The sequence below is a fragment of the Staphylococcus sp. GDY8P119P genome (genome assembly GCF_017892075.1).
Lineage (GTDB): Bacteria > Bacillota > Bacilli > Staphylococcales > Staphylococcaceae > Staphylococcus > Staphylococcus ureilyticus.
The window spans coordinates 51,253-76,890 of the sequence record NZ_JAESKJ010000006.1; the positions used below are offsets into that span (position 1 = coordinate 51,253).

Sequence of the window (25,638 nt, forward strand, 5' to 3'; positions counted from 1 at the left end):
TGAACAATTACACTTTGCATATGTAAGACTACAAATAAGGAGTGATTTATTATGCGGAAAGTTGGAAAGTTAATTTCAGCAACTGTCGTTGTATCTACACTGGTTGTCGGTTCTTCAGCAGCATATATCTCAACGAGTAGTCCAACAGCGCAAGCAGCAGAGCAAGTCCAAAAGTGGGGACACGGTGAAGGTGGCGCAAGCGGTGCAAATAGTGAAAATGGTGTTCGTTCACAAGCACAAACAACACCTTGGTATAATTACGAAGGTTATACAACATATGATCCATCTTTTACACAAGATTATAACTTTGTACGTGCTTTAAAATATGACAATGTTACGATTGATGGTTATAAAGTTGACACTAATGCCAAGAAAGAATTTGATCATTCTAAGAAAATTTATGATACAAGCGTAGAATTTAATAGTGACAATGAAGTGGTGCAACTTACTTTCTTCACAAAACCTGATTCAGTATCTAAGTCAACATTTAAGAAGGCTCATACTTCAAATGAAATCATAGGAGAAGGTAAATTAGGCAATAAAGATGGCACTTATGTGAAATATGAAACAAATAATGGCTTTTATACTGCTTTCTTTGATCAAAATGATAATTTGGTGGAAATAACAATTGGTCAGTAGTTTAAATAGTATTAAAAAAGTTAAGATTCAACTCAGAGATGATTTGAAATCGCACGTTTTTGAGATTATAGCAACAGTTACTTTAATTGAAATTGTATGCTTTGGCTGGGGCAAATTAAATGTCTCAGCCTATTCTGTTGTATAGTCAATAAAATAAAGTATTTATTAAGAGTGAATGTAGCAGATTTTGTTGATGAAATGCTTAATTGCAGTATTTTTAAATTTTAAAGTTACTGAAGGTATATATTTAGTCCCAATTATTTCTACTCGTTAATGGTTAGGCGTAATAAAGATAATTGTGTTTTGTTATATTTATGATTATAGTTAAACGTAAGTATAGCGTATTGCTTTCAAATGTGAATAGGGGGATTGAAAACTTGAAAAAATTCTATTTAAGTGCTTTGTTTGGGCTTTTTTTACTCACAGTGACAGGAATGGTTGCTGATGCAAAAAGTTTTGATCAAATAGAACAAGATAATGATACAATTGTAGGGGTTTATGGTGTCAATACAGCTAATGGCAAAGTGGTACAGCACAGATCAGGTGAACGGTTTGCATTTGCATCTACATATAAAGCAATTTCAAGTGGTATATTATTACAAAACAGGCCAACGTCAGAACTAAATAAAAAAATAGCGATATCCAAAGGTGACATTGTCGCTTATTCACCCGTCACTGAAAAATATATCGGCAAGCAAATGACGTTAAAAGCATTAATAAAAGCTTCTATGTTGCAGAGTGATAATACAGCTAATAATAAAGTCATCGAAGAAATAGGTGGAATTAAAGAATTTCAACAAGCACTCATACATCGTGGAGACCATATATCTAATCCACAAAGACTCGAACCAGATTTAAATTTATATGATCCACAAAGTACAGATGATACAACCACACCTAAAAGAGCTGCAACAACGTTCAATCATCTTCTACAGAGTGAAAATATGAGCAAAGCTAACCTTGAATTACTAAAGCATACAATGATTCATAATGAAACTGGAGGTACGTTAATAAAAGCAGCTGTATCTAAGGATGATGTTGTAGGAGATAAAAGTGGTCAAGGTTTAACCTATGGTAGTCGAAACGATTTAGCTTTTATATATCCAAAAAAGCAAAATAAGCCAATTATTCTTGCTATTTACACGAAAAAATCAGATAAAGATGCGAAACCTGATGATAAAGTTATTCAAACAGCGGCAGAAACAGCTATTAAGTCATTAAAATAAATTCACGTAAGCGAAACTTAGATTGGTGCAGAGGGGTTAAACATGGAAATAAAGCAAATGAAATATTTTGTAGAAGTTGTGAAAAATGGGGGGATGACTCAAGCATCCGAGCATTTATATATTGCGCAATCTACAATAAGTAAAAATATTAAAAGTATTGAAGACGAATTTAATATCACTTTATTTGATAGAAGAAAAAAGCATATTATTTTAACGGATATCGGCCAGATTTTTTATGATAAATGCGTGGAAGCTTTAGCGGTGCTAGACGATTTATCATTAGAAATGGGAGATGTAACAAATTTAGAAAAAGGCCATATTAGAGTTGGTATATCAGCAATTATGAACGTGAGACTTTTTACAGAAAGTTTAAATCATTTTCATAGTAAATATCCAAAAGTGACATACGAAGTCATTGAAGGTGGAGGCAAAGCTGTAGAGTCTTATTTAAATAATGATGAAATTGATGTTGGCATTACTACGTTACCTGTAGATAATGATATCTACCATGCTATCCCACTATATAATGAAAAGTTATTGCTAGTCGTAAACAAAGATGCGATGCTTGCGAAACAAGGACCAGTCTATCTAGGTGATTTGAAAAATGAACGTTTTATTATGTTTCATGATGATTACTATTTAAAAGATCAAATTATTGAAAGTTGTAGAAAAGTTGGTTTTCATCCAAAAACGGTTGCTAAAATGTCTCAAATTACTTTTATTGAAAATATGATCCGAGATGGCATCGGTGTGAGTATATTACCAGAAAGTATCGTAAATATTTTAAATGAAGACCTTGTAGGTATAGAAATTTCAGGTGCAGATGTGTCATGGAATTTGGGAGTTATTTGGAAAAAAGATAGCTATATGAATTATGTAACTCATGAATGGATTAAATTTTTAAAAGATACTAGATAATGATGCTTAACAAAGCGATTATAGTTTATGAAATATGTATTCCATAACAGAATGTTATATATTCCAACTATGTATTTTAATCATATTTCAGTGCGTAATATAATAGACATATAGAGGTAGTAAGTACTGATGATTAATAGAAGAATAAAAGTTAAAACATTTATGATAATCCCTAGCGCCAAAATATTAACTATATAAGCGTTTCATAATTTAAAGCTCATAACAAATTTATATAGAATTTAACTAATATAATAACTCTCCCCATTCATTCACTAAAATAAGGACACCCTATTCTTATTCATTATTATATTATTGAGCAATGATATTTAAAAACTAAGCTTATCTTCTAAATCAGTACAGTTTAATAAACGACCCTCTTGTCAAACATCAAACAAACATATAAACATGCCCAAACCTTAGCAATAGGTTTGGGCATGTTTATATGTTTGTTTGTATTTTAGGGTGAAGATGATAGGCCGACTCAGTTGCTTCATCTTTAATAACTTTATCTAAAGTTGCTACAATCGTTTGAGCAATTTCAGCGGTTGGAACGCCAATCGCGTTGACTGGGTAATCTAATTTTTTAATTTGAGGGATATTGTCATAAGAATACAAGATAGGGTGATCTTGTGGTCCTAGTGCATTTATTGTACCGACTGTTATATCATAGCTGCCACAAATCACGCCTGGTGCAAGTGCGTGTGTTTGTAAAAATTGTTTGACGGCAGATTCCGTTTCAATTGCATTCAAACTTGTAGAATCAATGATACGATAATTTATCTTGTGTTTGTCACAATATTGAGCAATCGCTTCTTTTTTTGCGATTTGACGTGTATCATTTGTATGTATATCACCAATATAATCAATGTAATCAATGTCCTGATCGACCAATGCTTCAATTGCCATGATCATCGCTTCTGAATGGTTTACGTTTATAATCGGATAAGGAATGTCACGATCGACACCATAGGCAACGACTGGGACATTGTTATAAATTTCTGGAGATAAGTTTGTTGCGTCACCTTCATCAAAAATGACGATACCATCACAACCGAATTCAACAAATTTTTTCGAAGCGGCAGCGACATCGTCTATCGACACAAACATGACATAACCTAAATCTTTGATAGCGTGATTGATTTCTGAAATAAGGTGTGTAACCGCTACACGATCTACAGAAGGCCAGATTAATCCAATTGTGCCACTTTTCTTTGAAACAAGTGCTCTAGCAGAATGATTAGGTATATAATTCATTTCTAAAGCTTTTTGTTGAATTAAATTTTTGGTTTTTGGTTTTACGAGATGAGAATTTTTAAGTGCTTTACTAACTGTGGAATAGCTGACACCACAGGCTTCAGCAACATCTTTTAAAGTTACAGCCATAAAATTTCTCCTTGAAATTGATTGATTTAAATGCAAATTAATTATACCATAGAGATAAGCATTACAATATTTTTTTGTACAAAAATAACAACGTTGTTATTTTGAAGGGTATTGTAATTGATATCATTTTTGAGGGGTTGAAGACATGGATTCAATGAATACAATGAAAGAGATTCAACAAGGCAAACACATTGCTGTCATGCGAACTGAAGATGCAAAATCTTTTTTAGATATTGCACATACCATTATTGATAAAGGCCTACACACAATTGAGGTTACTTTAACAACGCCGAACGCTATAGAAATTATAGCTGAATTATCAAAAAGAGACGACGCATTGATTGGTGCAGGAACAGTGTTAGACAGTATTTCTGCACGTACTGCCATTTTAAATGGTGCGAAATTTATCGTTAGCCCATCTTTTGATAAAGAAACAGCGAAAATCGCTAACTTATATGATGTGCCATATATTCCGGGCTGTATGACTGTTAAAGAAATGGTTGAATCATTACGTTATGGTTGCAAAGTCCTTAAATTATTCCCAGCGACGCAATTCACACCTAAGTCAATTAAAGATTTCAAAGGGCCATTACCACAAATTGAAATTGTGCCTACAGGTGGCGTTGGTAAAGAAAACCATAAAGCATGGTTAGATGCTGGAAGTTTTGCAGTTGGCATTGGAAGCGAAATAACAAAAATTTATCAACAAGAAGGAAAAGATGCTTTAGAAAGATATATTTCAGAAATAAAAAGTGAGGTATAACAATGACGGTCTATGGTTTTGGTGAAGTATTATTACGTTACACGCCACCAAATTATGAACAGTTGAAAGATGCCAATACGTTTAAAGTAAATGTTGGTGGTGCAGAATTGAACGCACTTGTGACACTAGCACAATTTGGACATACGACTGAAATGTTAACGGTATTACCCAATCACGCGCTAGGACATTTAGCATTACAAAAAATGTTTCAAACACGTGTAGGTACTGCTTCAGTGAAATATAATAATGGCCGAATTGGTACATATTATATGGAAGAGAGTTTCGGCTTTCGTAGTGGCAAAGTGATTTATGATCGCGAACATTCAACATTTGCGAATCATGGTGAAGATGTAATGGAAGAAATCAATGCTCAAAGTGGAGATTTCTTTGTATTTACAGGTATTACGTTAGCTGTAAATAAAATGATTCGTCATCAAATTGTCGATGTATTAAAGCAACTAAAGCAACAAGGCGTTAACATAGTGTTCGATATTAATTTTAGAAGTAACTTATGGTCAAAAGAAACAGCAGTACCAATAATAAAGTCAATTTTACCATTTGTCGATGTTCTATTTTTTGGAAAAAAAGATGCTACACATTTGCTTGAAACTAATGATTTAGATGATGATATACAGACATGTGCAAAAACAATTCAATCCGAATACGACATTGATTTGATGGCTTCAAGTAATAGAAATATAGAACAAAGTACATTACAAGGTATTATGCTGACAAAAGAAAAATATATTGAAGGCCAAGCATATACTTACACTGTTTTAAACAGAATCGGTGCTGGTGATGCATTTATGGCAGGTGTATTACATGGATTGAATAAAGCATGGCAACCAGAAGATACAGTAGATTTTGCAACAAAATGTTCTGTTCTACAACATACGACAAATGAAGATGCACTAAGTGTACAAGAAAGTGATGTATTTAATTTATCAACGCATTTTGGAGAACTGAAACGATAAAAATTGCAATATAAGGGGTATAATCTTTATGAAGAAATTTACACTCCTTCTTGTAAGCGCATTCTTTACGATGGGGATGGTATCGATGTTGCTTACAAATAAGGAGACGATTGCTAAAACAAAGACAAAAGAGATCATGTTAGCGCATAATCAGCCAACGGAACATCCTGTCCATAAATCTTTAAAAATTTTTAAAGATAGATTAGAAAAAGAATCACATGGTCAAATAAAAGTGAATATTTATCCGAATGGTCAGCTCGGTAGTGAGCGTGAAGCAATAGAAATGACACAGACGAATGCAATTCAAATGACTAAAGTTTCGGCTGGGGCATTGGAAAGTTTTTCGCCAACGTATTCATTATTTAATATGCCGTATTTATTTGAGTCAGAAGAAAATTATCGACACGTAATGAAACGTAAAAACGTACAAGACGCTTTCTTTAAATCGACAGGGGACCAAGGATTTTTAGGTATTACTTATTATGATGCAGGTATGCGTAATATCTATACGAAAGACAAAGAAATCAAAGACAACAAAGATTTGAAAGGCTTGAAGATTCGTGTTCAGCCAGGCAAAACAAGTGTAGATTTAATTAAATCGTTAGGTGGCACGCCAACACCGATGGATTATGGTGAAGTGTATACTGCAATGCAATCAGGTGTTATTGATGCAGCAGAAAATAATGAAACATCTTTAACAACGAATAACCATGGTGAAGTTGCAAAAAATTATTACTACACAGAACATGCAACCGTACCTGATATTTTAATCATGAACAAAGAGACCTATGACAGCTTGACGAAACAACAACAAAAATGGTTAAAAGATGCAGCAGATTATTCCACAAAAAAACATGAAGTAATTTGGGATAAAGCAGTGAGCGATGCTAAAAAAACAGCGACAGAAAAAATGGACGTGAAGTTTCACGATGTAGACAAATCTACATTTAAAGCGACTTCAAAACCTCTTCAAGATGAATTTAAAAATAATCCGGATACGAAAGTGGATTATAAACTAATCGAGAAGGAGGAACAGCGCTATGAAAAAAGCAAAGCAAATCATTGATAAATTGTTGTTAACGCTAGCTGGTATAACGCTTTTTGTTATGGTTATTTTATCGGTTTATCAAGTTGCAACACGCTTTATTTTTAACACACCGAGTACGACGAGTGAAGAAATTGTTAGATTCTTGTTGATATGGTTTGGGTTATTGAGTGCAAGCTATGTCTTTGGAATCAAACAGCATATTGCCATTGTATTTATCAGAGAAAAATTGCCTGAGAAAGTACAGTTATACTTGGAAAAGATTTCGGACATTATATTAATTATCGTGGCACTCGTGCTCATGATTTGGGGCGGTTTTGAAGTTGTGAAGTTAACTTGGTCTCAAATCGCTCCGTCAACAGGTTTATCAATGGCTGCAATGTATAGTGCATTGCCAGTTTCAGGAATATTTATTATTTTCTATGCATTTTATAATTTATTTAGTAAAGAGACAATGACTACAATTCAAGCGCGTGATGAGCTTGAAGGCGGTGATGGCTTATGACAATGATTGCGGGATTAGTATTATTCATCACATTCTTCATCTTTCTTATCATTGGCTTACCAATTGCATTAGCGATTATTTTAAGTTCTATTATTACGCTATTATTGATCTTACCATTCGATGTCACTATCGTAACTGCAGCACAGCGTATGGTTACGGGCATTGATGATTTTACGATGTTAGCGATTCCGTTATTTGTGCTAGCAGGTATCATCATGAATAACGGCGGCATTGCATTTAGATTAGTTAACTTTGCGAAGGTACTCGTTGGCAGATTGCCAGGATCATTAGCGCATACCAATATTGTTGGGAATATGCTTTTTGGTTCCATTTCTGGTTCTAGTGTTGCAGCAGCAGCTGCCATGGGTCGTATCATGGGACCAATGGAAAAAGTACAAGGTTATAAAAAAGAATATTCAGCAGCAGCAAATATCGCTTCAGCACCGTCAGGTTTACTTATCCCACCGAGTTCACTATTGATTGTTTATTCATTAGTCAGCGGCGGGACATCCATTGCAGCGTTATTTATCGCGGGTTATATTCCAGGAATTCTATGGGGTATTGCTTGTATGATTGTTGCTTATGTCATGGCGAAAAAACAAGGTTATAAAGTATCAGAGAAAATTAGTTGGAAAGATAGATTATTCTTAACATTAGATGCATTACCGAGTTTATTTTTAATAGTAGTAGTGATTGGTGGTATTGTCGGAGGAATTTTTACAGCAACAGAAGGTGCAGCGGTCGCAGTTTTATATTCTGTAGTACTTTCGCTAATTTATAAAAGCTTAAAAATCAAACAATTATCCAACGTTATCAAAGAAACAGCTGAAATTAGCGGTATGATTTTATTTCTAATCACCGCTTCGGCGTTATTTTCACTTGTGATGAGTTATACCGGCTTACCGGAAGCAATATCCAATGGCATTATCTCAATGACTGACAATCCAATTGCACTGTTATTATTAATCAACGTTATCTTATTAGTCATTGGTACTTTTATGGACATTACACCAGCAGTACTTATATTTACACCAATCTTTTTACCGATTTCAGAAGTATTAGGTCTTGATCCCATTCATTTTGGAATCATTATCGCTTTTAACTTATGTATTGGTAATATCACACCACCAGTTGGTAGTGCGTTGTTTGTAGGAGCAAGTGTAGGCGGTGTACGTGTTGAATCAGTATTTAAATATTTAATTCCATATTTTGTAGCTTTAATTATTTTAATGCTAATCATTACTTTTATACCACAATTATCATTATTCCTTCCAAAATTATTAGGATTATAGAAAAGGAGCAATTATATGACTTTAATTAATGACAATTTTTTATTAAATAGTAAAACAGCAGTAAAACTATACCAGAAAGTTAAAGATTTACCGATTTATGATTTTCATTGTCACTTAGATCCAAAAGAAATTTACGAAAATAAAAATTATGACAATATTACACAGTTATGGCTAGGTGGAGATCATTATAAATGGCGTTTAATGAGAGCTTATGGCATTGAGGAAGCTTTTATTACAGGCAGTGTTGATGATTTTGATAAATTCCAAGCATTTATGCATATGTTACCGTATGCGATTGTAAATCCGATGTATCATTGGTGTGCATTAGAATTAAAACGCTATTTTAATGAGGATACAGATTTAGATAAAGTGAATATCAGTAAATTATATAAATCATTAAATAAAAAGTTAGCAAAACCTTCACATACACCACAAAATCTAATTAAGCAAAGTAATGTTAAGGTGGTATGTACGACAGATGATCCATGTGATGACTTAAAATATCATAAATTATTAAACGAAGATAGCAACGTTACATTTAAAGTTATACCTACATTTAGACCGGATAGTTATGTTTTCTTAAATCATGAATCTATCAATACAAAAATTGACCAATTGAATCAAGCGACTGATTGCGACATCCAAGATTTAAATACTTATATTGATGCATTAAAAGCACGTGTACATTATTTTGATAGACAAGGTGCGCGCAGTTCAGACCAAAGTTTTGAAAAGACACCTTTAGTAACAGCAACGGTTGACACAGCAACTGAAATTTATAATGCGCTCAAACGCGGCGAACAAGTAACAGAAACTGAACAATATGAATTAGCAGGTTATATATTAACTGAAATTAGTAAAGTTTATGAAGAATTAGGTTGGGTTGTACAATTCCACCTTGGACCAACAAGAAATAATAACTCAAACATGTTTAAAATTACAGGACCAGATAGTGGTTTTGATAGTGTAGGTGAACAGTTGAGTGCTAAAAAATTAAATGCTTTACTAGATCATCTTGAGCAAAATCATGCGTTATCAGATACCATTATTTACCCAAATAATGGCAATGATCATTTAATGGTACAAGCAACTGCAGGGAACTTTACAAATAGTCATCACAAAGTCCAACTCGGTGCTGCATGGTGGTTTAACGATACAAAAGAAGGTATGGAACAACATTTAGTAGAGTATGCTAATGTCGGCTTATTATCTAAATTTGTAGGCATGCTCACAGATTCACGTAGTATGATTTCGTATACACGTCATGAGTACTTTAGAAGAATATTATGTAATTTCTTAGGAGATAGAATTGAAAAAGGTGAGATTCAATTATCAGAAGAAACTATCACTCAAATAGTGAAAGATATTTGTTATAACAATGCAGTAAAATTATTCAAAATAGAAGGCTTTGAGGAGGTATAACCATGGAATTATCATTTCGTTGGTATGGGGAAGATGACCCAGTAACATTAAATAATATTAGACAAATTCCAGATATGAAACAAATTGTTACAGCAATTTATGACATTCCAGTTGGAGAAGTTTGGACTAAAGAAAGAATTGCAGCATTAAAACAGTCAATTGAAGATGCAGGTTTGAAATTTGAAGTTGTAGAAAGTTTACCTGTCAGTGAGGAAATAAAGCTTGGTACAGAGAAACGCGATCAACTCATTGAAAACTATAAAACTTCATTGATTAATCTCGCAGAAAATGGTGTTAAAACAGTAACTTATAACTTTATGCCGGTATTTGATTGGACACGTTCACAATTAGACTATGACTTGTCAGATGGTTCCAATACACTGATTTATAACCATGATCAAATTAAAGATATTGATCCACTAACGACGAATTTAAATCTACCAGGTTGGGATGAAAGTTACTCGCGTGAAGAGATGAATCAACTGATTACATCCTATCGTGAAACCTCAGATGAACAATTATGGGACAATCTGAAGTACTTCTTAGATGCTGTGTTACCCACTGCTATCGAACATGATGTGGATCTGGCGATACATCCGGACGATCCACCTTGGCCGATATTTGGCATACCACGTATCATTAAAAACAAAGAAAGCTACGAACGCTTATTAGCTATTAGTAATGATACACATAATGGTATTTGTTTCTGTACTGGTTCATTAGGTTCATTAGCAGAAAACGATTTACCGAATATGATTCGTACATTTGGTGATCACATTCATTTTGTACACATGCGCAATGTTAAACGTATTGGTGATAATTCATTTATAGAAACAGGCCACTTATCTAAAGATGGCTCAGTAGATATGAAAGCTGTTACTGAAGCACTGAGAGATATTGATTACAAAGGGACTATCAGACCTGACCATGGACGTATGATCTGGGGAGAAACAGGTAAAGCTGGTTATGGCTTGTTTGATAGAGCTTTAGGTGCAACTTATATTAATGGCTTAATAGAAGGAGTGAGTAAATAATGGCAATACGATTCAAAGATGTTAATGTCGTTATTACAGGTGCGACAGGTGTGATTGGTTCTACTTTTGTCAAAGCACTTGTAGAAAAAGGTGCTAATGTGGGTATATTAGGTCGTTCAGAAGACAAAATTATAGAATTACAAGATGAAATTGATAAAAATAGACAACAAACTGTAGCGCTCGTTGCAGATGTGCTAGATAAATCAGCTTTAGAGCAAGCGAAACAAACATTCAATGATAAATTTGGTGCAATTACAATACTTATCAATGGCGCCGGTGGTAATCATCCTGATGCGACAACGAATGATGAAATGTACGATAAAGCAGGCGACAAAACGTTCTTTGATCTCACAGAAGAAGGTGTAGATAATGTATTTAAATTAAACTATACTGGAACATTTTTACCATCACAAGTATTCGGCAAAGATGTTGTGGCATCTGAAACAGGAACAATTATCAATATTTCATCTATGAACGCCTTTACGCCGTTGACAAAAATTCCAGCCTACAGCGGTGCAAAAGCTTCAGTAAGTAACTTTACTCAATGGTTGAGCACTTATTTTGCAGGGCAAATTCGTGTTAATGCAATTGCACCAGGATTTTTCGAAACAAATCAAAATAAGGCATTGCTAAGAAATGAAGACGGTTCTTATTCAGAACGTGCTCAAAAAATTCTTTCACAAACGCCAATGGATCGTTTTGGTGTACCTGAAGATATTTTAGGTACATTGTATTGGTTAATGGACCATGATATGAGCGGTTTTGTAACAGGTATTGTGGTTCCAGTAGATGGTGGCTTCTCATCATATTCTGGCGTATAAATTAAATAAAATAAATCAAATAAAAATCAACACTTTCATTGTTATAAGGATGAAAGTGTTGATTTTTTTGTTTGATTGTCTGGTTAACATTGTTGTTATTCTATGTGTCATGGTAAGTAATATTATTGCGATATAATACATCTTCTAATTTTTCTAAATTGGATAATGCATTAGCTGAAGTACGTCTGCCGAGTTCTAATACTAATGCATCAATCAGCGCAATAATTGGAATGATTGAAAAATGATCCTTTCTAACGGAAAGCTTTAAAGTAATAGTTGCATGTTCTAAAACTGGTGAAGAGTCATAATCTGTGATTAAAATAATATGGTTGCCTTGACGTTTTGTTTCTTTGACAGCTTGAATCACTGAATTTGTGTAGGGTTCAAAAGCAAAAACAATTAATATATCATTTTTAGTCATTTTAGTAATTTTATCAAAAATAGCATCAGTATCATTACTAAGTTGATGAATATTTAAATAAAATTCGTTTAGTAAATGCTCAAAATATAAAGCGGTCGCCCTATAAGGACGGGTGCCAAGGATACATACACTCGTTGCATTTTCTATATATTCAACAGCAGTAGCAAAATTTTCAATCAAATCAGGTTTTAATGACTGATTTAATAAATCAACGCTTTTATCCCAAACATCAGTCAATGCATAACCTTGTTCACGATTGATGTCTCCAAAAGCATTTTTAAGAGAAAACTTAGTTTCATTTGGTAAGGCTTCACTGTAAATATCTTTACGAAAATCATTGAAATTTTCATAGTCTAAAGCGTGCATGGTACGCATAACTGTAGAAACGCCTACTTCAGCCTGTTGAGACAATTCTTTAATTGTTATTAAGCCTAAGTCTTCAAAATGTTTAAGTATAAAGTCGCAGAGTTTTTGCTGTTTTTTAGGTAAACTTTTTTTAACTTTTACAATTTTTGATTTTAAATCTGGATTTTGATTCATAAAAACTAAGCGCCTCGTTTCTGTTGATTCAAATAACTTTATCTATATCATAACAAAGGTTTATTGCAAATAAAAATTCTGAAAAAGAACAAAAACAATCCCTTTATTAATGTAAGGGTTTACATCTATTCATATAAATGATAATATTCTATTTAATAAAAACAAGGGGGTATAATATTGTTAAATTATAAATTTGAAAATTTAAAACCAAAAGTGCAATCTTTTTTGAAAGAAGATATCCAACTTTATATTAATGGCGCTTATTGTAATGCAAAAAAAGGCAAGCTGTTTGAAGTTTTGGATCCTTCTACTGAAAAAGTAATAACTAAAGTTCATGAAGCAGATGAAGTAGATATTGATTATGCAGTTGATTCAGCTAGAGCAGCTTTTGATACTGGTGAATGGACAAAAATGGAAGCGCATACAAGGAGTAATATTATTTATGCTTTTGCACAGTTGTTAAAAGCGCATCGAGAAGAACTGGCTCAACTTGAGTCTATTGATAGTGGTAAGCCATATGATGTTGCATTAGCTGATGATATTGATGGAACAATTCAACAATTTGAATATTATGCTGGATTTGCAACAAAAATTAGTGGTAAAACCACTCAAATTTCAAATGATTTGGTCAGTTATACGGTTCATGAACCTATTGGGGTTGTGGGACAAATTATTCCTTGGAATTTCCCGTTATTAATGGCTTCCTGGAAATTAGGTGCCGCGTTAGCTGTGGGTTGTACGATTGTTATTAAACCAGCGACTGAAACACCATTATCGTTATTGTATGCAGCTCAGTTATTTAAACAGGCAGGATTTCCTGATGGGGTTGTTAATATTGTGCCTGGACCTGGTAACACAGCAGGTGAGGCTATCGTTAATCATTCTAAAATAGATAAAATTGCTTTTACTGGTTCTACAAATGTAGGCAAGAATGTCATGAAGGGTGCAGCAGATGAAATAAAAAATGTCACATTAGAATTAGGTGGTAAATCGCCAGCTATTTTATTGAAAGATGCTGACTTAGATGAAGCGATTGAAGGTGCATTTGCTGGCACAATGTATAACCAAGGACAGAATTGTAGTGCTTGTACACGTGTTTATGTTCATAGAGATATTTATGAAACTGTTTTAGAAGGATTAAAGAAAAAAGCAGCGTCAATAAAACTAGGTCCAAGCATGGATGATAATTATAATATGGGACCATTGATTTCTAAAAGACAACAAGACAAGGTAATAGATTATATAGAAAAAGGAAAAAAAGAAGGTGCCAGATTAATATTTGGTGGTCAGCAAACATATGAACATGGCTATTATGTTGAACCTACTATTTTTGCAGATGTAGAAGATGATATGACCATTGCGAGAGAAGAAATATTTGGTCCAGTAATGTCTGTCTTTGTGTTTGATGATATTGATGAAGTCATTAATAGAGCTAATGATAGTCAGTATGGTTTAGCCTCTAGTGTTTGGACACAAAATATTAAACACGGTCATTATATATCTAAAAAGCTAGAAGCGGGAACAGTGTGGATTAACACGGTCGGTCTTGAAATAGAAACGATGCCATTCGGCGGTTATAAACAATCTGGTATTGGTAGAGAGATGGGCGGAGAGTATGGTTTACAAAGCTATACATCAGTTAAAAGTGTCATGATTAATATAGATTAAAATATAAAGAGATTAGGAGAATATATTATGTATAAACCTTATGGAATGATTGCAGCATTACCTACTCCAATGTTAGAAAACGGAGACATTGATTTTGAATCATTTGAAAAATTAATAGAACATGTGATTGCAGGTGGAATTCATGGTGTACTTGTCGGCGGTAGTACTGGAGAATATTCATTGATGACTTTCGAGGAACGGAAAAAAATCATAGCATTTGTAACATCCCAAGTGAATCAAAGAGTTCAAGTTATGGCTGGAACGGGGTGTCATAGGACACTTGATACAATCGAATTGACGAAATTTGCAGAACATGTTGGTGCAGACTCAGCATTAGTTATCAATCCGTATTATATGGTTACAAGTGACGATGGAATATTAGATCATTATAAAGCTGTAGCAAAAAACACTGACATTGGTATCGTTATTTATCATTATCCAGACGCAACAGGCGTAGAACTTTCACCTGAATTAATACATGAAATTAGTAAAATTGAAGGTGTGATTGGTATTAAAAATACAGCAGATGGTATTCATACATCTAAATTACTTAACCTAGTGAAAGATAATACAGATTTTGCGTTGTTAAATGGTTTTGAAGATTTATTTTTACCTTCATTATCAATAGGAGCAAATGGTGCAATAGGGCTAGTACATAATTTAGTTCCGGATAAAATTGCAAAATTGTATGAGCTAATCCAAGAAAATAATGTAAAAGAAGCTGCTGAATTAAATAAAAAATTACTGCCTTTATTTAATTTATTAGAAGAAGAAACTGTACCTGGAACAGTTAAAGCTGGTTTGAAAGCGTTAGGAATTTCAGACACTACATGTCGATTACCATTACAACCAGCATCTAAATCATTTGAGAAAAAAATGACACAATTATTGAATGAAATAAATAACTAAGTGCAAGAAAATTAGAATAAGAAGGTGCTAATATGAAAGATGTCATTATTATCGGTGGTGGATTGGCAGGATTATCAGCAGCATGGAGATTAAGTAACCACGATATACTATTATTAGAATCAGAAAATCGTGTTGGTGGACGTGTAATGTCTGAAAGACGTGGTAATTATTGGATGAATTGGGGTGGACACGTTTATGCTGGTGAAGGATCAGCAACTGACGATTTATTAAAATCGGTAGGTGTTAAATCATTACCAGTGCCTGGAAAACTTTCTGCTATGCATTTAAATGGAAAACTTTTATTAGATGGTCGAGTAGAATTATATCCATTTAGAGTACCTATGTCATGGAAATCGAGATTAGCAATGTTAACTGCAGGTGCAAAAGTAAGAGCTGCAGTGATGAAATATGCAAAAGTTGCTCAAAAGAAAGAAGTTGAAGATTATTGTGTCCAACAACAACGTATTTTAGATTTTATGAATAATAAAACATTTTCAGAATTCACAGGAAAATTACCGATTGATGCAGATGCTATTTTTAGACCAACCGTAAGTAGATCAACAGGTGAACCTGAACAAATTTCGGCTGGAGCAGGCATCGGTTACTTTCATATGATTTGGAATAAAAAAGGCGGGCTATCTCAAAATATAATGGGTGGGCCATCTACATTAACAAACACAATAGCCAACCATTTAAAAAATAAAGTTGAAATCAATGCACACGTACAAGAAATCATTCATAACCAAGACTTTGTAACAGTAAAGTATCAACAAAATGGAACTGAGTTTGTGGAAACCGCAAAGTACGCCATCATAACTACGCCGGCACCCATCACACGTAAAATCACAAAAAATTTAAGTGCAAAGCTAGATTATGCACTTAGCCAAATTAAATATGGACCGCATGTAAGTGCGTCATTTTTAACGAATGAACAAGGTAAACAAATTTGGGATGATGTATACGCATTTGCTACGCCGAAGCGGTCATTTGATATATTAATACACAATTCTAATGTCATTCATGCCCAACAGAAAAATCGTGAACAGGGTAGTAGTTTTATGACATTTTCACCTGCGAATAGAGGTAAAGCATTGATTGACAAATCTGAAGATGAAATATTAGAAATATACCTGAATGATTTAGAAGAGATTCTTCCTGGTTTTAGAGATTATGTTATAGAAGCTAAGGTTAATAAATTTCCTTATGGATCGGCGTATGTGTATCCTGGACGCGCTGATATACAATCAACATTAATAGAACCAGAAGGACGTTTATTTTTAGCAGGTGATTATTTAGGTACGTTTTATACTGAAACAGCCATTCAAACTGGGTATACCGCTGCGCAAAATATTAATAGTCTATTAGGTTTTACCAAAAATGAAGATTTACGAGAAGTTTTGTAAGCGTTTACAAAAATGATGTGGAGGCTTTTTTATGACAAATAAATCTATGGAGGATATGCCCTTTTGCAAATTTCACATGAAAATCTTTTCTTATGCGAGTGGCAGTTCTTTTGTTGATGGCTATAGTTTAGGAATTATAGCCATCGCACTTTCAGTAATGCAAAATGATTTTGAAATGTCTGTGACGATGGTTGGCTTACTAGGTATGGGAACATTAGCTGGTATGGTCATTGGCGGTTTAGTTGGTGGTTATTTTACAGACATATTAGGACGTAAGAAAATGTTTATTATTGATATGTTGTTATTAGGTGTTTTTACCACTGCGCAATTTTTTGTTACAGATCCAATGCAGTTAGTAGTGTTGAGACTGTTGATTGGTATTGCTCTAGGTACAGATTATCCTATAGCTGGTTCATTAATGAGCGAATTTGCGCCTAAAAAGTATAGAGGAGCATTGTTAGGCGGCATTAATGCGTTTTGGTTTATTGGCTATGCCATTTCATATCTTGTTGGTTATTTTATGCTTCCATTAGGTGCAGATAGTTGGAGATGGATGTTATTAAGCGGGGCTTTACCGATTATCTTTTTATTATTAGCTCGACTTAATATGCCAGAATCTCCACATTGGTTAACAAAACAAGGCAAAAGTGTAGAAGCAGCCCAGATTGTTAAAAAAATATTTGGTGACGACGTGATTGTTTCAAATACAAACCATGAACATAAAAAAACAAGTTTGGCAGATATTTTTAAAAATGGTTATGGCAGACGTACATTTTTTGTTTCCATGTTTTGGTCATTACAAGTGATGACTACATTTGCTATTGGAACGTATATCCCTGAGATTCTTTCACAATTTGGATTCCGTGAAGGTTCACAAAAATATTTAGGATCTGCTGTTATTAATATGTTTTATTTAATAGGTATTTTTCCAGCATTATACTTAGTTGAAAAATATGGAAGAAGACCTACTTTGATATGGCCCTTCTTGATTACTGCGCTAGCTTTGTTATCATTAGGTATAGTATCTGGTGGCAACGCTCCATTTTTAATGATACTTGTACTATTTATTATTTACGGTATTTTCAATACAGCTATGGGCAGTCATCAATGGATTTATCCATATGAACTATTCCCTACATATGTACGTGGTACAGGTGGAGGTTTTACTACTACTGTGAGTCGATTAGCATCTGCTTTAAGTACATTTTTCTTTCCGATGATTTTAGAAAATTATGGATTAAGTGTAACAATGTATATTTCATCGGCACTATTATTTATTGGTTTTATACTGTCGATTTATATGGCACCGGAAACAAAAGGGAAAAATTTAGAAGAGGCAGGAGCTATTTAGGTTGAAATTTAAAGTGTTGTGGTGTTTTTTAAGCATCGCTAAATGGCCTTGATTTGATTGAATATGATTGTTATATGTTGAATGAAGTGAAAAGTTGACTAGATGAACTGTACATTCATCCTAGTTACTTTTGTTGGGCGGGACAAAGGAATCTACTAGAAAAGTATGATGTTTGTCTCGCTCTTGTTTGCTTCGACATATGTATTTTTAATCTTTTAGCACAATGATTGTTTGTTTTGAAAGCCTGATAAATAGTACACAGTAACTAACTTCGAAGGGGATGTATGATCAATGAGTAAAGATAATAAGGCAGCAGTTAAGACTGCGCTCGCTTATCTTAGTTTTATTGTTGGCGCAGGATTTACAACGGGCCAAGAACTATTACAATTCTTTGTTAACCATGGAAACTATGCATATATTGCAGTAATTCTTACAGGTATTATTGTAACGTTTGCGACTAGGCAAATTTCAAAAATTGGTTATCGCTTGGATGCGAATACATATGAAATTTCATTGAACCATATTTTCGGAAAATATGTAGGTAAGATTATAGATTATTTAACTATTTTCTTTTTATTTGGTTTAACTGTTGTTATGATTGCGGGCGGCGGCTCTGCACTTTATCAAGGATTTGGGCTTCCAATGTGGACAGGTTCATTAGCAATTGTAATTTTGCTTTTTATTGTGCTACAACTTAGATTTAATAAAATCATGACAATACTAAGTGTAGTGACACCATTTTTAGTCATCGCAGTTTTAGTGATTGCGGGCTATAATATTATCAATCCTACAATTCCATTTTCAGAGGTAGAACATTACACAAAACCATCTAAAACATCTAGTTCCATATGGTGGTGGGATGCGATTGTTTATGGAGGATTAATCATTGGCAATAGCTTTAGTTTCTTAACCATCGTTGGTAGTGATGCTATGAGTCATAAAACAGCACGCAGGGGAGCATTTTATGGTGGCCTATCTTTTAGTATATTGTTATTAATTATGACGTGTGGATTAATGGCTAATATCCAAAACGCTAATAGTGTAGACATTCCTACATTATTATTGGCAAATGATATACACCCTTATATAGGTATATTTATGTCAGCGGTGATGATAGGTGTTATTTTCAATAGCTGTATCGGTATGTTGTATCCATTTTTAAGTAGATTTACACGACCAAGTAGTAAAGGTTATGTTGCACTATTAACAATTTCTTTAATTGTGGCGTTTATCTTAAGTTTTATTGGCTTTGTCGATCTAGTGAATTTCGTGTTTAAAACATTCGGTTATATCGGCCTGTTTATCAGTGCTGCGCTATTAGTTAGATGGGTTTATAATAAATTTAGTGAAAAACGTTTAATGTAATCACTAAAAACATAAATAAAAGACGTATAGTAACCAATTTTGTATATAATTGGACTATACGTCTTTTTTATTTAAGATAGAAAGCTAGTAATTGCGTCGACTAGACTATAAAGACCTAAGAAAGTAACGATTAAAACGACAACAAAACCGATAATATTAAGCCAAATGTTATTGACAAAACGGCCCATTAGATTTTTCTTGTTGATGATAATAAAAATTAATATAGCAACGATGGGTAAAATAATACCATTTAAGGCTTGTGCCACTAATAATACTTCTAATGGTTCAAATCCGAGTGAGGATGTTGTAATACCAATAAGGATAATGACTGCAAAGACAATCTTGTATTTTTTGCTTTCCATGCCACCTTTCCACCCTAATAAGCTGCTTATTGTAGCTGCCGCTCCAGTAGGGGAAGCAATAGCAGATGAAAGCCCTGCTGCAAACAAACCGATGCTAATTGCAAAGGGGGCAGCATCGCCTAAAACAGGTCTGAGTGGGCCAGAAAGCTGTATAATACTTTTGACTTCGTCACCACGAATTAATGTGGCAGCAGCAATAAGAATAGCCGCTGAAATAATACCACCAACAGTAATCGAAATAATAGTATCCCAACGCGCAAATTTGAGTTCTTTTATACCATTAAAACGTTCGTGTACCGCAGTGGAGTGAATGAAGAAATTATAAGGAACTACAGTCGTTCCAATTAATGCTATAACAGTTATTATAGAACCGTTCGGAATCGTAGGTACAAATACACCTTTTAAAATACCAAAAATATCAGGCTTAATGACGATCATAGTTGTAATAAAGATAATGCCCATGATGACCATCAGGAAAATCATTATTTTTTCTAAAAATTTATAATTACCAAATAACCCAATGAGTAAAATAATAAAGCCGATGACAGGTGCTACTAGGTTTTCTGGTAAATTTAATAGGTATGCTGCACCAAGTGAAGTTCCAATTAAATCGCCACTGATGTAAGCAGCACAACCAATGGTTACAGCTATTAATGTAAACCATACAATAATTAGTTTTCCTACTTTATGAGCGAATAATTCTTGTATCGCTTCGCCTAAACCTTCTCTTGTTACAAGAGATAGTCGAATAATCATTTCTTGGAGTACGATGGTTGCAACAATTGAGAATACAACAGCCCATAACAAGCTATAACCAAACCCCGCACCACCTTGTGTCATCGTTGTAACGGTTCCGGGACCTATAAATGAAGCGGTGATAATCATACCAGGACCGAGAGATTTAATAATCTTCCTTACATTTTTGACCAATGTCATCACCCCTCATTTATTTTGTGTTATTTAAATAATTCACATGTCCCGCAAGTACATATAATACAGCTGTTGAAACGAAGTGGGCAGAGTTCTGGTTAGCGTCTTGCATTGGGTAAACTTCAACATAATCCATACCACATAAGCCTAATGCACCAAACTCATATATCATTGTTAATAGCTCATAAGAACTTAGTCCATTGCCATCTACTGGGCCACCTGGATTGAAGGCAAAGTCTAGTACATCACTGCAAATGGTTAAATATACGACATCTACATCTTTACTCGCCTGTGCATAAATATCTCTAGCATATTGTTTTAAATCCTTAGCAGCTCTAATATCATTGATCGTAAGTGTTACTGCACCAGCTTCTTGAGCGTAACGGCCTGTTTCTGGTTTGTTTCTAGGACCATGAATACCTGTATGAATGATACTTTCATTACGTATACCATCTGTTTCATATAGTCTCATGAATGGAGTGTTACGTGCGTAGGGTTCTCCTTCATAATCGGGCATGTTATCATAATGCGCATCCAAATGTATAATGCCCACTTTTTTACCCGTTTCCGCCAGTGACTTCAGAATAGGGTAAGTGACACCATGTTCACCACCAAAACCAACTAAAAATTTCTCGCTTTCCCATAGCTTTTTAGTGAATTTTTCAATGTTTTCGTAGCTTTGTTGATTATTGTGCGCAACAAAAGGCACATCACCTACATCGCCCATTGTTAAATGTTCACTAATATCAATATGGTTTAATTCTGGTAAATATTGACTGTAACGTGCTGAGCAAACTCTAATTTGCTTTGGACCTAACTCAACGCCAGTATAGTCACCCCAAGTGCTTTCACCTTCAAAAGGCGCACCATAAATTATGACATCTGTATCTAAATTATCTGTAGATGTGAGATTTTTACTATATAAAAAGCATGGTACATTACCATAAATATTGTTTTTCATATTGTATAACCTCCCCTTTGTTGTAAATAAGTATATATTGGATAATTTTTTATTTCAAATAAATTCAGAAAATTCTATTTTTAAACCTTTTGAAAATGTAAATATTTTAATAGGAAAGTATTTTTATATAGAAATTTAGTCTGAGTGTGAAAATTAATGTATAAAAAATAAGCTGATTCAAATTTGAATCAGCTTTTTGCAACATGGAATAGGGAATAAAGTATTATGCCCAACCACGGAAACGCGTTGCTTCAGCCGTACGTTTTAGACCTACAACATAAGCTGCTAAACGCATATCCATTTTTCTATTTTCTGCTAAATCATAAATTTTATTAAATGCTTCAACCATTTTTTCTTCAAGTTTCGTGATGATTTCTTCTTCCGACCAATAATAGCCTTGATTATTTTGCACCCATTCGAAGTAAGACACTGTTACACCACCTGCACTAGCAAGTACATCTGGTATGATTAAAACGTCACGGTGGGTTAATATTTTAGTCGCTTCTTGTGTCGTAGGACCATTAGCTGCTTCTGCCACAATCTTAGCTTGAATTAAATGGGCGTTTGCTTCTGTAATTTGATTAGATAGTGCAGCAGGAATCAAAATGTCGCAGTCGAGTTCAAATAATTTTTCATTAGGAATGACGTCTTCAAATAATGGTGTTACACGACCATGTTGCTCTTTTAATGCTAGAAGATGTTCAATATCGAGCCCCTCAGGATTATATAAAGCGCCTCGACTTTCCGATATCGCGACAATTTTAGCCCCTTTATCATGCAAAATTTTAGCAATAAAACTTCCGGCATTGCCAAAACCTTGAATCGCTACACGAGAACCTTCGATATTAATATTTCGATGTTTCGCAGCTTCTTCAATTGTGATTACAGCACCTAGCGCTGTGGCTCGATTACGTCCTTGTGAACCACCTAATGAAAGCGGTTTGCCTGTAATAAATGCAAATGCATTTGAGCGGTTGATTTTACTGTATTCGTCCATCATCCAAGACATGATTTGTGGGTTTGTATAAACATCTGGTGCTGGAATATCACTGGCAGGTCCTACAAATTGTGAAATAGCTTTAACATAACCACGTGATAAACGTTCTAGTTCTAAATTACTCATTTCTCTTGGATCACATATGACGCCACCTTTACCACCACCAAAAGGTAAGTTTGTGATGCCGCACTTCATTGTCATCCACATGGATAATGCTTTCACTTCCTCAACATTCACATCAGGATGGAAGCGGATACCACCTTTGGTAGGTCCTACGGCTTGATTGTGTTGTGCACGATAGCCTTTAAAAGTTTTAACAGTGCCATCATCCATACGTACAGGAATTCGTATTTCTAAAAATCTTAAAGGCTCTTTGACAAGTTCATACATACCATCGTCAAACCCTAATTTATGTAAGGCTTCTTTCATAATTTCTTGAGTCGAAGTTACTAAGTTATTGTTTTCTGTCATGTTTATCTCCTCTATCATTACTTCAATACTTATAAGTTACTTATATATAAATGTTATCGATAATAAGATATAAAATCAATACATAATGACTGAATTTTTATAAAAGTTTGAAAATTCAATTAATAAAAAATATATGATTTTTTGGAGAGAAATTGTCTAGTTTTATGCTTAGATAGGGGGTGATTATAGCCGAGAACTTTAAGTTATTGCTTATAGTGTTGAAAAACAGCGTCGTATAATTGATTAATTATACTGAAAAATTAATAGATATAGAAAGGTATATGATGTTGTAGATAGTAAAATTTAATGTTACTTAAATATGAGTAATCGTTTATAGTTACAATCGATTTATAGGGATGAGTAAATGGATAGTAATGATTAAATACATGTATATCTATTAGAAAGGCTATATTTTTTGTTACACATTGTACTGTGACTTGTCTATCTGAGTTAAGAACTATGCCATAATGTAACTACTTTATTATAGCTGTGAAGCATTAAGAGACATACTTTTTTAATATGAATTATTTACAATTACCATAGACTTTAGCACACAACAAAGATATAGAACGTAAATATCATGATGTACAATGAAAGTAAAAATAAATAAAATAGTAAATTACTAATAAACTTTATGGTATAAATAAAACAATAGTGTAATAACACATTTTTATTTAAAATAATTTTGAAGAATAGTTGTAATTTTCAGAAAAAAATAATATTATACAATCAAACATTTTTGATTTATAGTATTTTGCAATTTGAAATTAAGGGGTATGATTTTAAGTTCTATATGTTGATTATGTTTTAAAACAAAGGAATTGGAGCAAATTTATGACAAATAAATTAAACAGAGAGTTAAGCAATAGACACATTCAACTTATTGCTATTGGTGGCGCCATTGGTACTGGCCTATTTTTAGGGGCGGGTCAGTCTATCAGTTTGACTGGACCATCGATATTACTCACTTACATAATTGTAGGTTTTGTTTTATTTTTATTTATGCGCGCAATGGGGGAAATGTTACTTGCTAATACGAAATACAAAACATTTGCAGATATAGCTCATGATCAAATTGGAGCTTTTGCTGGTTTTGTAACAGGATGGACGTACTGGTTAACATGGATAACTTCAGGTATGGCAGAAATTACAGCTGTTGCTAAATATGTAGAATATTGGGTTCCAGATTTACCAAATTGGATTACATCATTAGCTTGTATCTTGATACTCATGACTTTCAACTTAACGAGTACGAAAATGTTTGGTGAGTTAGAATTTTGGTTTGCCATTATTAAAGTTGTGACTATACTAGCACTCATAATTGTAGGTGTAGTGATGATTATATTTGCGATCCAAACGCCATTTGGAAAAACGAGTATATCTAATATTTATAGTAATGGTGGATTATTTACTCATGGTGCTTCAGGTTTCTTTATGTCATTTCAAATGGTTGTTTTCTCATTTACAGGTATAGAAATTCTAGGTATTACAGCAGGTGAAACGAGAAATCCACATAAGACGATACCTAAAGCAATCAATAGTGTGCCTATACGTATTTTATTATTTTATGTAGGTGCCTTAGCAGTTATGATGTCAATTATTCCTTGGCAAGATATAGATCCGAACAATAGTCCATTTGTTAGCTTATTCGCATTAATAGGCGTACCATTTGCGGCTGGTTTAATCAATTTTGTAGTACTTACTGCAGCATCATCAGCTTGTAATAGTGGTATTTTTGCGAATAGTAGAATACTATTTGGACTATCAGAAAAAGGTCAAACACACCATTTGCTAATGAAGACGAATCATAGAGGTGTCCCTTTTGTTGCAATACTTGTCACTTGTGCATTACTGTCTATAACTGTACTGTTAAATTATTTTATTCCAAATGCGACTCAAGTATTTTTCTATGTAACGGCAATTTCAACTATTTTGTTAGTTGTTGTATGGATGTTCATCATGCATGCGTATGCAAAATATGCGAAATCAAATCCTAACCATCACAAAGAAAGTCAGTTTAAGTTACCAGGTGGTATTCACACTGCAAGATTTGTACAATTATTCTTTGTCTTTGTGTTGTTGATATTATTTATTGTACCTGACACAAGAATGGGTGTTGTATTATCACCAATATGGTTTATCTTACTGGGGCTTATCTATTTTAATTACACGAAAAAAGAAAGAGCGATTCAATCACAAGTTAAAGAAAAAGTATAATAAAAACAATTTTAGGGAATA

General features: G+C 33.7%; 23 protein-coding genes. 18 read left to right on the plus strand and 5 right to left on the minus strand.

The genetic code is table 11. The features are described 5' to 3' along the window. The first annotated feature begins 51 nt into the window (after nt 1-51). The 4 genes from isaB (at nt 52) to cidR (ending at nt 2,783) form a co-directional block, all read left to right on the plus strand. Nucleotides 52-639: an immunodominant staphylococcal antigen IsaB family protein gene (isaB, locus tag KA830_RS04265; protein WP_107360022.1), complete on the plus strand. Its 588-nt coding sequence runs from the start codon at nt 52-54 to the stop codon at nt 637-639. Beyond that, the gene (locus tag KA830_RS04270) at nt 629-784 is read left to right on the plus strand and encodes a hypothetical protein (protein WP_192947283.1); all 156 of its coding nucleotides are present in this window, start codon (nt 629-631) and stop codon (nt 782-784) included. The genes isaB and KA830_RS04270 overlap by 11 nt, the downstream gene beginning before the upstream one ends. Nucleotides 785-1,016: 232 nt before the next feature. Beyond that, nucleotides 1,017-1,865, plus strand: a complete 849-nt coding sequence (gene bla, locus KA830_RS04275) for a class A beta-lactamase (RefSeq protein ID WP_239436895.1) — start codon at nt 1,017-1,019, stop codon at nt 1,863-1,865. 42 nt (nt 1,866-1,907) lie between these two features. Next, the gene (gene cidR / locus KA830_RS04280) at nt 1,908-2,783 is read left to right on the plus strand and encodes a cidABC operon transcriptional activator CidR (RefSeq protein ID WP_040029908.1); all 876 of its coding nucleotides are present in this window, start codon (nt 1,908-1,910) and stop codon (nt 2,781-2,783) included. Nucleotides 2,784-3,221: 438 nt separating this feature from the next. Here cidR and KA830_RS04285 read toward each other — a convergent pair whose 3' ends face one another. Further along, a complete protein-coding gene (locus tag KA830_RS04285) occupies nt 3,222-4,166 on the minus strand; it encodes a LacI family DNA-binding transcriptional regulator (RefSeq protein WP_204180153.1) in 945 nt (314 codons plus the stop codon). A gap of 145 nt (nt 4,167-4,311) precedes the next feature. On the opposite strand from KA830_RS04285, the gene eda reads away from it, so the two are divergent. From eda to KA830_RS04325, 8 genes are read left to right on the plus strand one after another with little or no spacing between them, the layout of a single operon-like run. After that, nucleotides 4,312-4,929: a bifunctional 4-hydroxy-2-oxoglutarate aldolase/2-dehydro-3-deoxy-phosphogluconate aldolase gene (eda, locus tag KA830_RS04290; protein WP_046207228.1), complete on the plus strand. Its 618-nt coding sequence runs from the start codon at nt 4,312-4,314 to the stop codon at nt 4,927-4,929. A 2-nt stretch (nt 4,930-4,931) separates the two neighbouring features. Beyond that, nucleotides 4,932-5,903 (plus strand): sugar kinase, encoded by a 972-nt coding sequence (locus KA830_RS04295; protein ID WP_064209877.1) that lies wholly within the window; start codon nt 4,932-4,934, stop codon nt 5,901-5,903. A gap of 28 nt (nt 5,904-5,931) precedes the next feature. Further along, entirely contained in the window at nt 5,932-6,969 is a 1,038-nt protein-coding gene (locus KA830_RS04300; RefSeq protein WP_204180155.1) for a TRAP transporter substrate-binding protein, read from the plus strand. Then, nucleotides 6,944-7,453 carry a TRAP transporter small permease gene (locus KA830_RS04305; protein ID WP_107360019.1) on the plus strand — a complete coding sequence of 170 codons (510 nt, stop codon included), beginning with the start codon at nt 6,944-6,946 and terminating at the stop codon, nt 7,451-7,453. The genes KA830_RS04300 and KA830_RS04305 overlap by 26 nt, the downstream gene beginning before the upstream one ends. Beyond that, a complete protein-coding gene (locus KA830_RS04310; protein WP_064209874.1) occupies nt 7,450-8,745 on the plus strand; it encodes a TRAP transporter large permease in 1,296 nt (431 codons plus the stop codon). Before KA830_RS04305 ends, KA830_RS04310 begins: the two co-directional genes overlap by 4 nt. A gap of 15 nt (nt 8,746-8,760) precedes the next feature. Beyond that, entirely contained in the window at nt 8,761-10,167 is a 1,407-nt protein-coding gene (uxaC, locus tag KA830_RS04315) for a glucuronate isomerase (protein ID WP_210122968.1), read from the plus strand. Nucleotides 10,168-10,169: 2 nt separating this feature from the next. Beyond that, complete coding sequence (gene uxuA / locus KA830_RS04320) at nt 10,170-11,201, plus strand: mannonate dehydratase (RefSeq protein WP_046207233.1); 1,032 nt, start codon at nt 10,170-10,172, stop codon at nt 11,199-11,201. Then, nucleotides 11,201-12,022 (plus strand): SDR family oxidoreductase, encoded by an 822-nt coding sequence (locus KA830_RS04325; protein ID WP_070657517.1) that lies wholly within the window; start codon nt 11,201-11,203, stop codon nt 12,020-12,022. Before uxuA ends, KA830_RS04325 begins: the two co-directional genes overlap by 1 nt. Before the next feature lie 100 nt (nt 12,023-12,122). On the opposite strand, the gene KA830_RS04330 is transcribed toward KA830_RS04325, so the two are convergent. Further along, complete coding sequence (locus KA830_RS04330; RefSeq protein WP_210134080.1) at nt 12,123-12,983, minus strand: MurR/RpiR family transcriptional regulator; 861 nt, start codon at nt 12,981-12,983, stop codon at nt 12,123-12,125. Nucleotides 12,984-13,160: 177 nt separating this feature from the next. Here KA830_RS04330 and KA830_RS04335 point away from each other — a divergent pair, with 177 nt between their 5' ends. The 5 genes from KA830_RS04335 (at nt 13,161) to KA830_RS04355 (ending at nt 19,679) form a co-directional block, all read left to right on the plus strand. After that, nucleotides 13,161-14,651, plus strand: coding sequence for an aldehyde dehydrogenase family protein (locus KA830_RS04335; RefSeq protein WP_070039444.1), 1,491 nt, complete (start codon nt 13,161-13,163; stop codon nt 14,649-14,651). Nucleotides 14,652-14,678: 27 nt separating this feature from the next. Continuing rightward, entirely contained in the window at nt 14,679-15,560 is an 882-nt protein-coding gene (dapA, locus tag KA830_RS04340) for a 4-hydroxy-tetrahydrodipicolinate synthase (protein ID WP_064209870.1), read from the plus strand. 32 nt (nt 15,561-15,592) lie between these two features. After that, nucleotides 15,593-16,963, plus strand: coding sequence for a flavin monoamine oxidase family protein (locus KA830_RS04345; RefSeq protein WP_070039441.1), 1,371 nt, complete (start codon nt 15,593-15,595; stop codon nt 16,961-16,963). 31 nt (nt 16,964-16,994) lie between these two features. Then, nucleotides 16,995-18,314: an MFS transporter gene (locus tag KA830_RS04350; protein ID WP_204180159.1), complete on the plus strand. Its 1,320-nt coding sequence runs from the start codon at nt 16,995-16,997 to the stop codon at nt 18,312-18,314. A gap of 291 nt (nt 18,315-18,605) precedes the next feature. Then, nucleotides 18,606-19,679, plus strand: coding sequence for a YkvI family membrane protein (locus KA830_RS04355; RefSeq protein WP_064209867.1), 1,074 nt, complete (start codon nt 18,606-18,608; stop codon nt 19,677-19,679). Between the two features lie 71 nt (nt 19,680-19,750). On the opposite strand, the gene KA830_RS04360 is transcribed toward KA830_RS04355, so the two are convergent. The 3 genes from KA830_RS04360 to KA830_RS04370 form a co-directional block, all read right to left on the minus strand. Continuing rightward, nucleotides 19,751-20,926 (minus strand): Nramp family divalent metal transporter, encoded by a 1,176-nt coding sequence (locus KA830_RS04360; RefSeq protein ID WP_481906239.1) that lies wholly within the window; start codon nt 20,924-20,926, stop codon nt 19,751-19,753. Between the two features lie 61 nt (nt 20,927-20,987). Beyond that, the gene (locus KA830_RS04365) at nt 20,988-21,932 is read right to left on the minus strand and encodes an agmatinase family protein (protein WP_210134082.1); all 945 of its coding nucleotides are present in this window, start codon (nt 21,930-21,932) and stop codon (nt 20,988-20,990) included. 223 nt (nt 21,933-22,155) lie between these two features. After that, nucleotides 22,156-23,400, minus strand: a complete 1,245-nt coding sequence (locus tag KA830_RS04370) for a Glu/Leu/Phe/Val family dehydrogenase (protein ID WP_107525619.1) — start codon at nt 23,398-23,400, stop codon at nt 22,156-22,158. 834 nt (nt 23,401-24,234) lie between these two features. Between KA830_RS04370 and KA830_RS04375 the strand changes: the two genes are divergently transcribed. Continuing rightward, nucleotides 24,235-25,617, plus strand: coding sequence for an amino acid permease (locus KA830_RS04375; RefSeq protein ID WP_204180162.1), 1,383 nt, complete (start codon nt 24,235-24,237; stop codon nt 25,615-25,617). Nucleotides 25,618-25,638: the final 21 nt, after the last annotated feature.

Coding starts and splice junctions, on each gene's coding strand:
- isaB (WP_107360022.1), top strand. CDS start 52: ATGCGGAAAGTTGGAAAGTTAATTTCAGCAACTGTCGTTGTATCTACA.
- cidR (WP_040029908.1), top strand. CDS start 1,908: ATGGAAATAAAGCAAATGAAATATTTTGTAGAAGTTGTGAAAAATGGG.
- KA830_RS04285 (WP_204180153.1), bottom strand. CDS start 4,166: ATGGCTGTAACTTTAAAAGATGTTGCTGAAGCCTGTGGTGTCAGCTAT.
- eda (WP_046207228.1), top strand. CDS start 4,312: ATGGATTCAATGAATACAATGAAAGAGATTCAACAAGGCAAACACATT.
- KA830_RS04295 (WP_064209877.1), top strand. CDS start 4,932: ATGACGGTCTATGGTTTTGGTGAAGTATTATTACGTTACACGCCACCA.
- KA830_RS04300 (WP_204180155.1), top strand. CDS start 5,932: ATGAAGAAATTTACACTCCTTCTTGTAAGCGCATTCTTTACGATGGGG.
- KA830_RS04305 (WP_107360019.1), top strand. CDS start 6,944: ATGAAAAAAGCAAAGCAAATCATTGATAAATTGTTGTTAACGCTAGCT.
- KA830_RS04310 (WP_064209874.1), top strand. CDS start 7,450: ATGACAATGATTGCGGGATTAGTATTATTCATCACATTCTTCATCTTT.
- uxaC (WP_210122968.1), top strand. CDS start 8,761: ATGACTTTAATTAATGACAATTTTTTATTAAATAGTAAAACAGCAGTA.
- uxuA (WP_046207233.1), top strand. CDS start 10,170: ATGGAATTATCATTTCGTTGGTATGGGGAAGATGACCCAGTAACATTA.
- KA830_RS04325 (WP_070657517.1), top strand. CDS start 11,201: ATGGCAATACGATTCAAAGATGTTAATGTCGTTATTACAGGTGCGACA.
- KA830_RS04330 (WP_210134080.1), bottom strand. CDS start 12,983: ATGAATCAAAATCCAGATTTAAAATCAAAAATTGTAAAAGTTAAAAAA.
- dapA (WP_064209870.1), top strand. CDS start 14,679: ATGTATAAACCTTATGGAATGATTGCAGCATTACCTACTCCAATGTTA.
- KA830_RS04345 (WP_070039441.1), top strand. CDS start 15,593: ATGAAAGATGTCATTATTATCGGTGGTGGATTGGCAGGATTATCAGCA.
- KA830_RS04350 (WP_204180159.1), top strand. CDS start 16,995: ATGACAAATAAATCTATGGAGGATATGCCCTTTTGCAAATTTCACATG.
- KA830_RS04355 (WP_064209867.1), top strand. CDS start 18,606: ATGAGTAAAGATAATAAGGCAGCAGTTAAGACTGCGCTCGCTTATCTT.
- KA830_RS04360 (WP_481906239.1), bottom strand. CDS start 20,926: ATGATTATCACCGCTTCATTTATAGGTCCCGGAACCGTTACAACGATG.
- KA830_RS04365 (WP_210134082.1), bottom strand. CDS start 21,932: ATGAAAAACAATATTTATGGTAATGTACCATGCTTTTTATATAGTAAA.
- KA830_RS04370 (WP_107525619.1), bottom strand. CDS start 23,400: ATGACAGAAAACAATAACTTAGTAACTTCGACTCAAGAAATTATGAAA.
- KA830_RS04375 (WP_204180162.1), top strand. CDS start 24,235: ATGACAAATAAATTAAACAGAGAGTTAAGCAATAGACACATTCAACTT.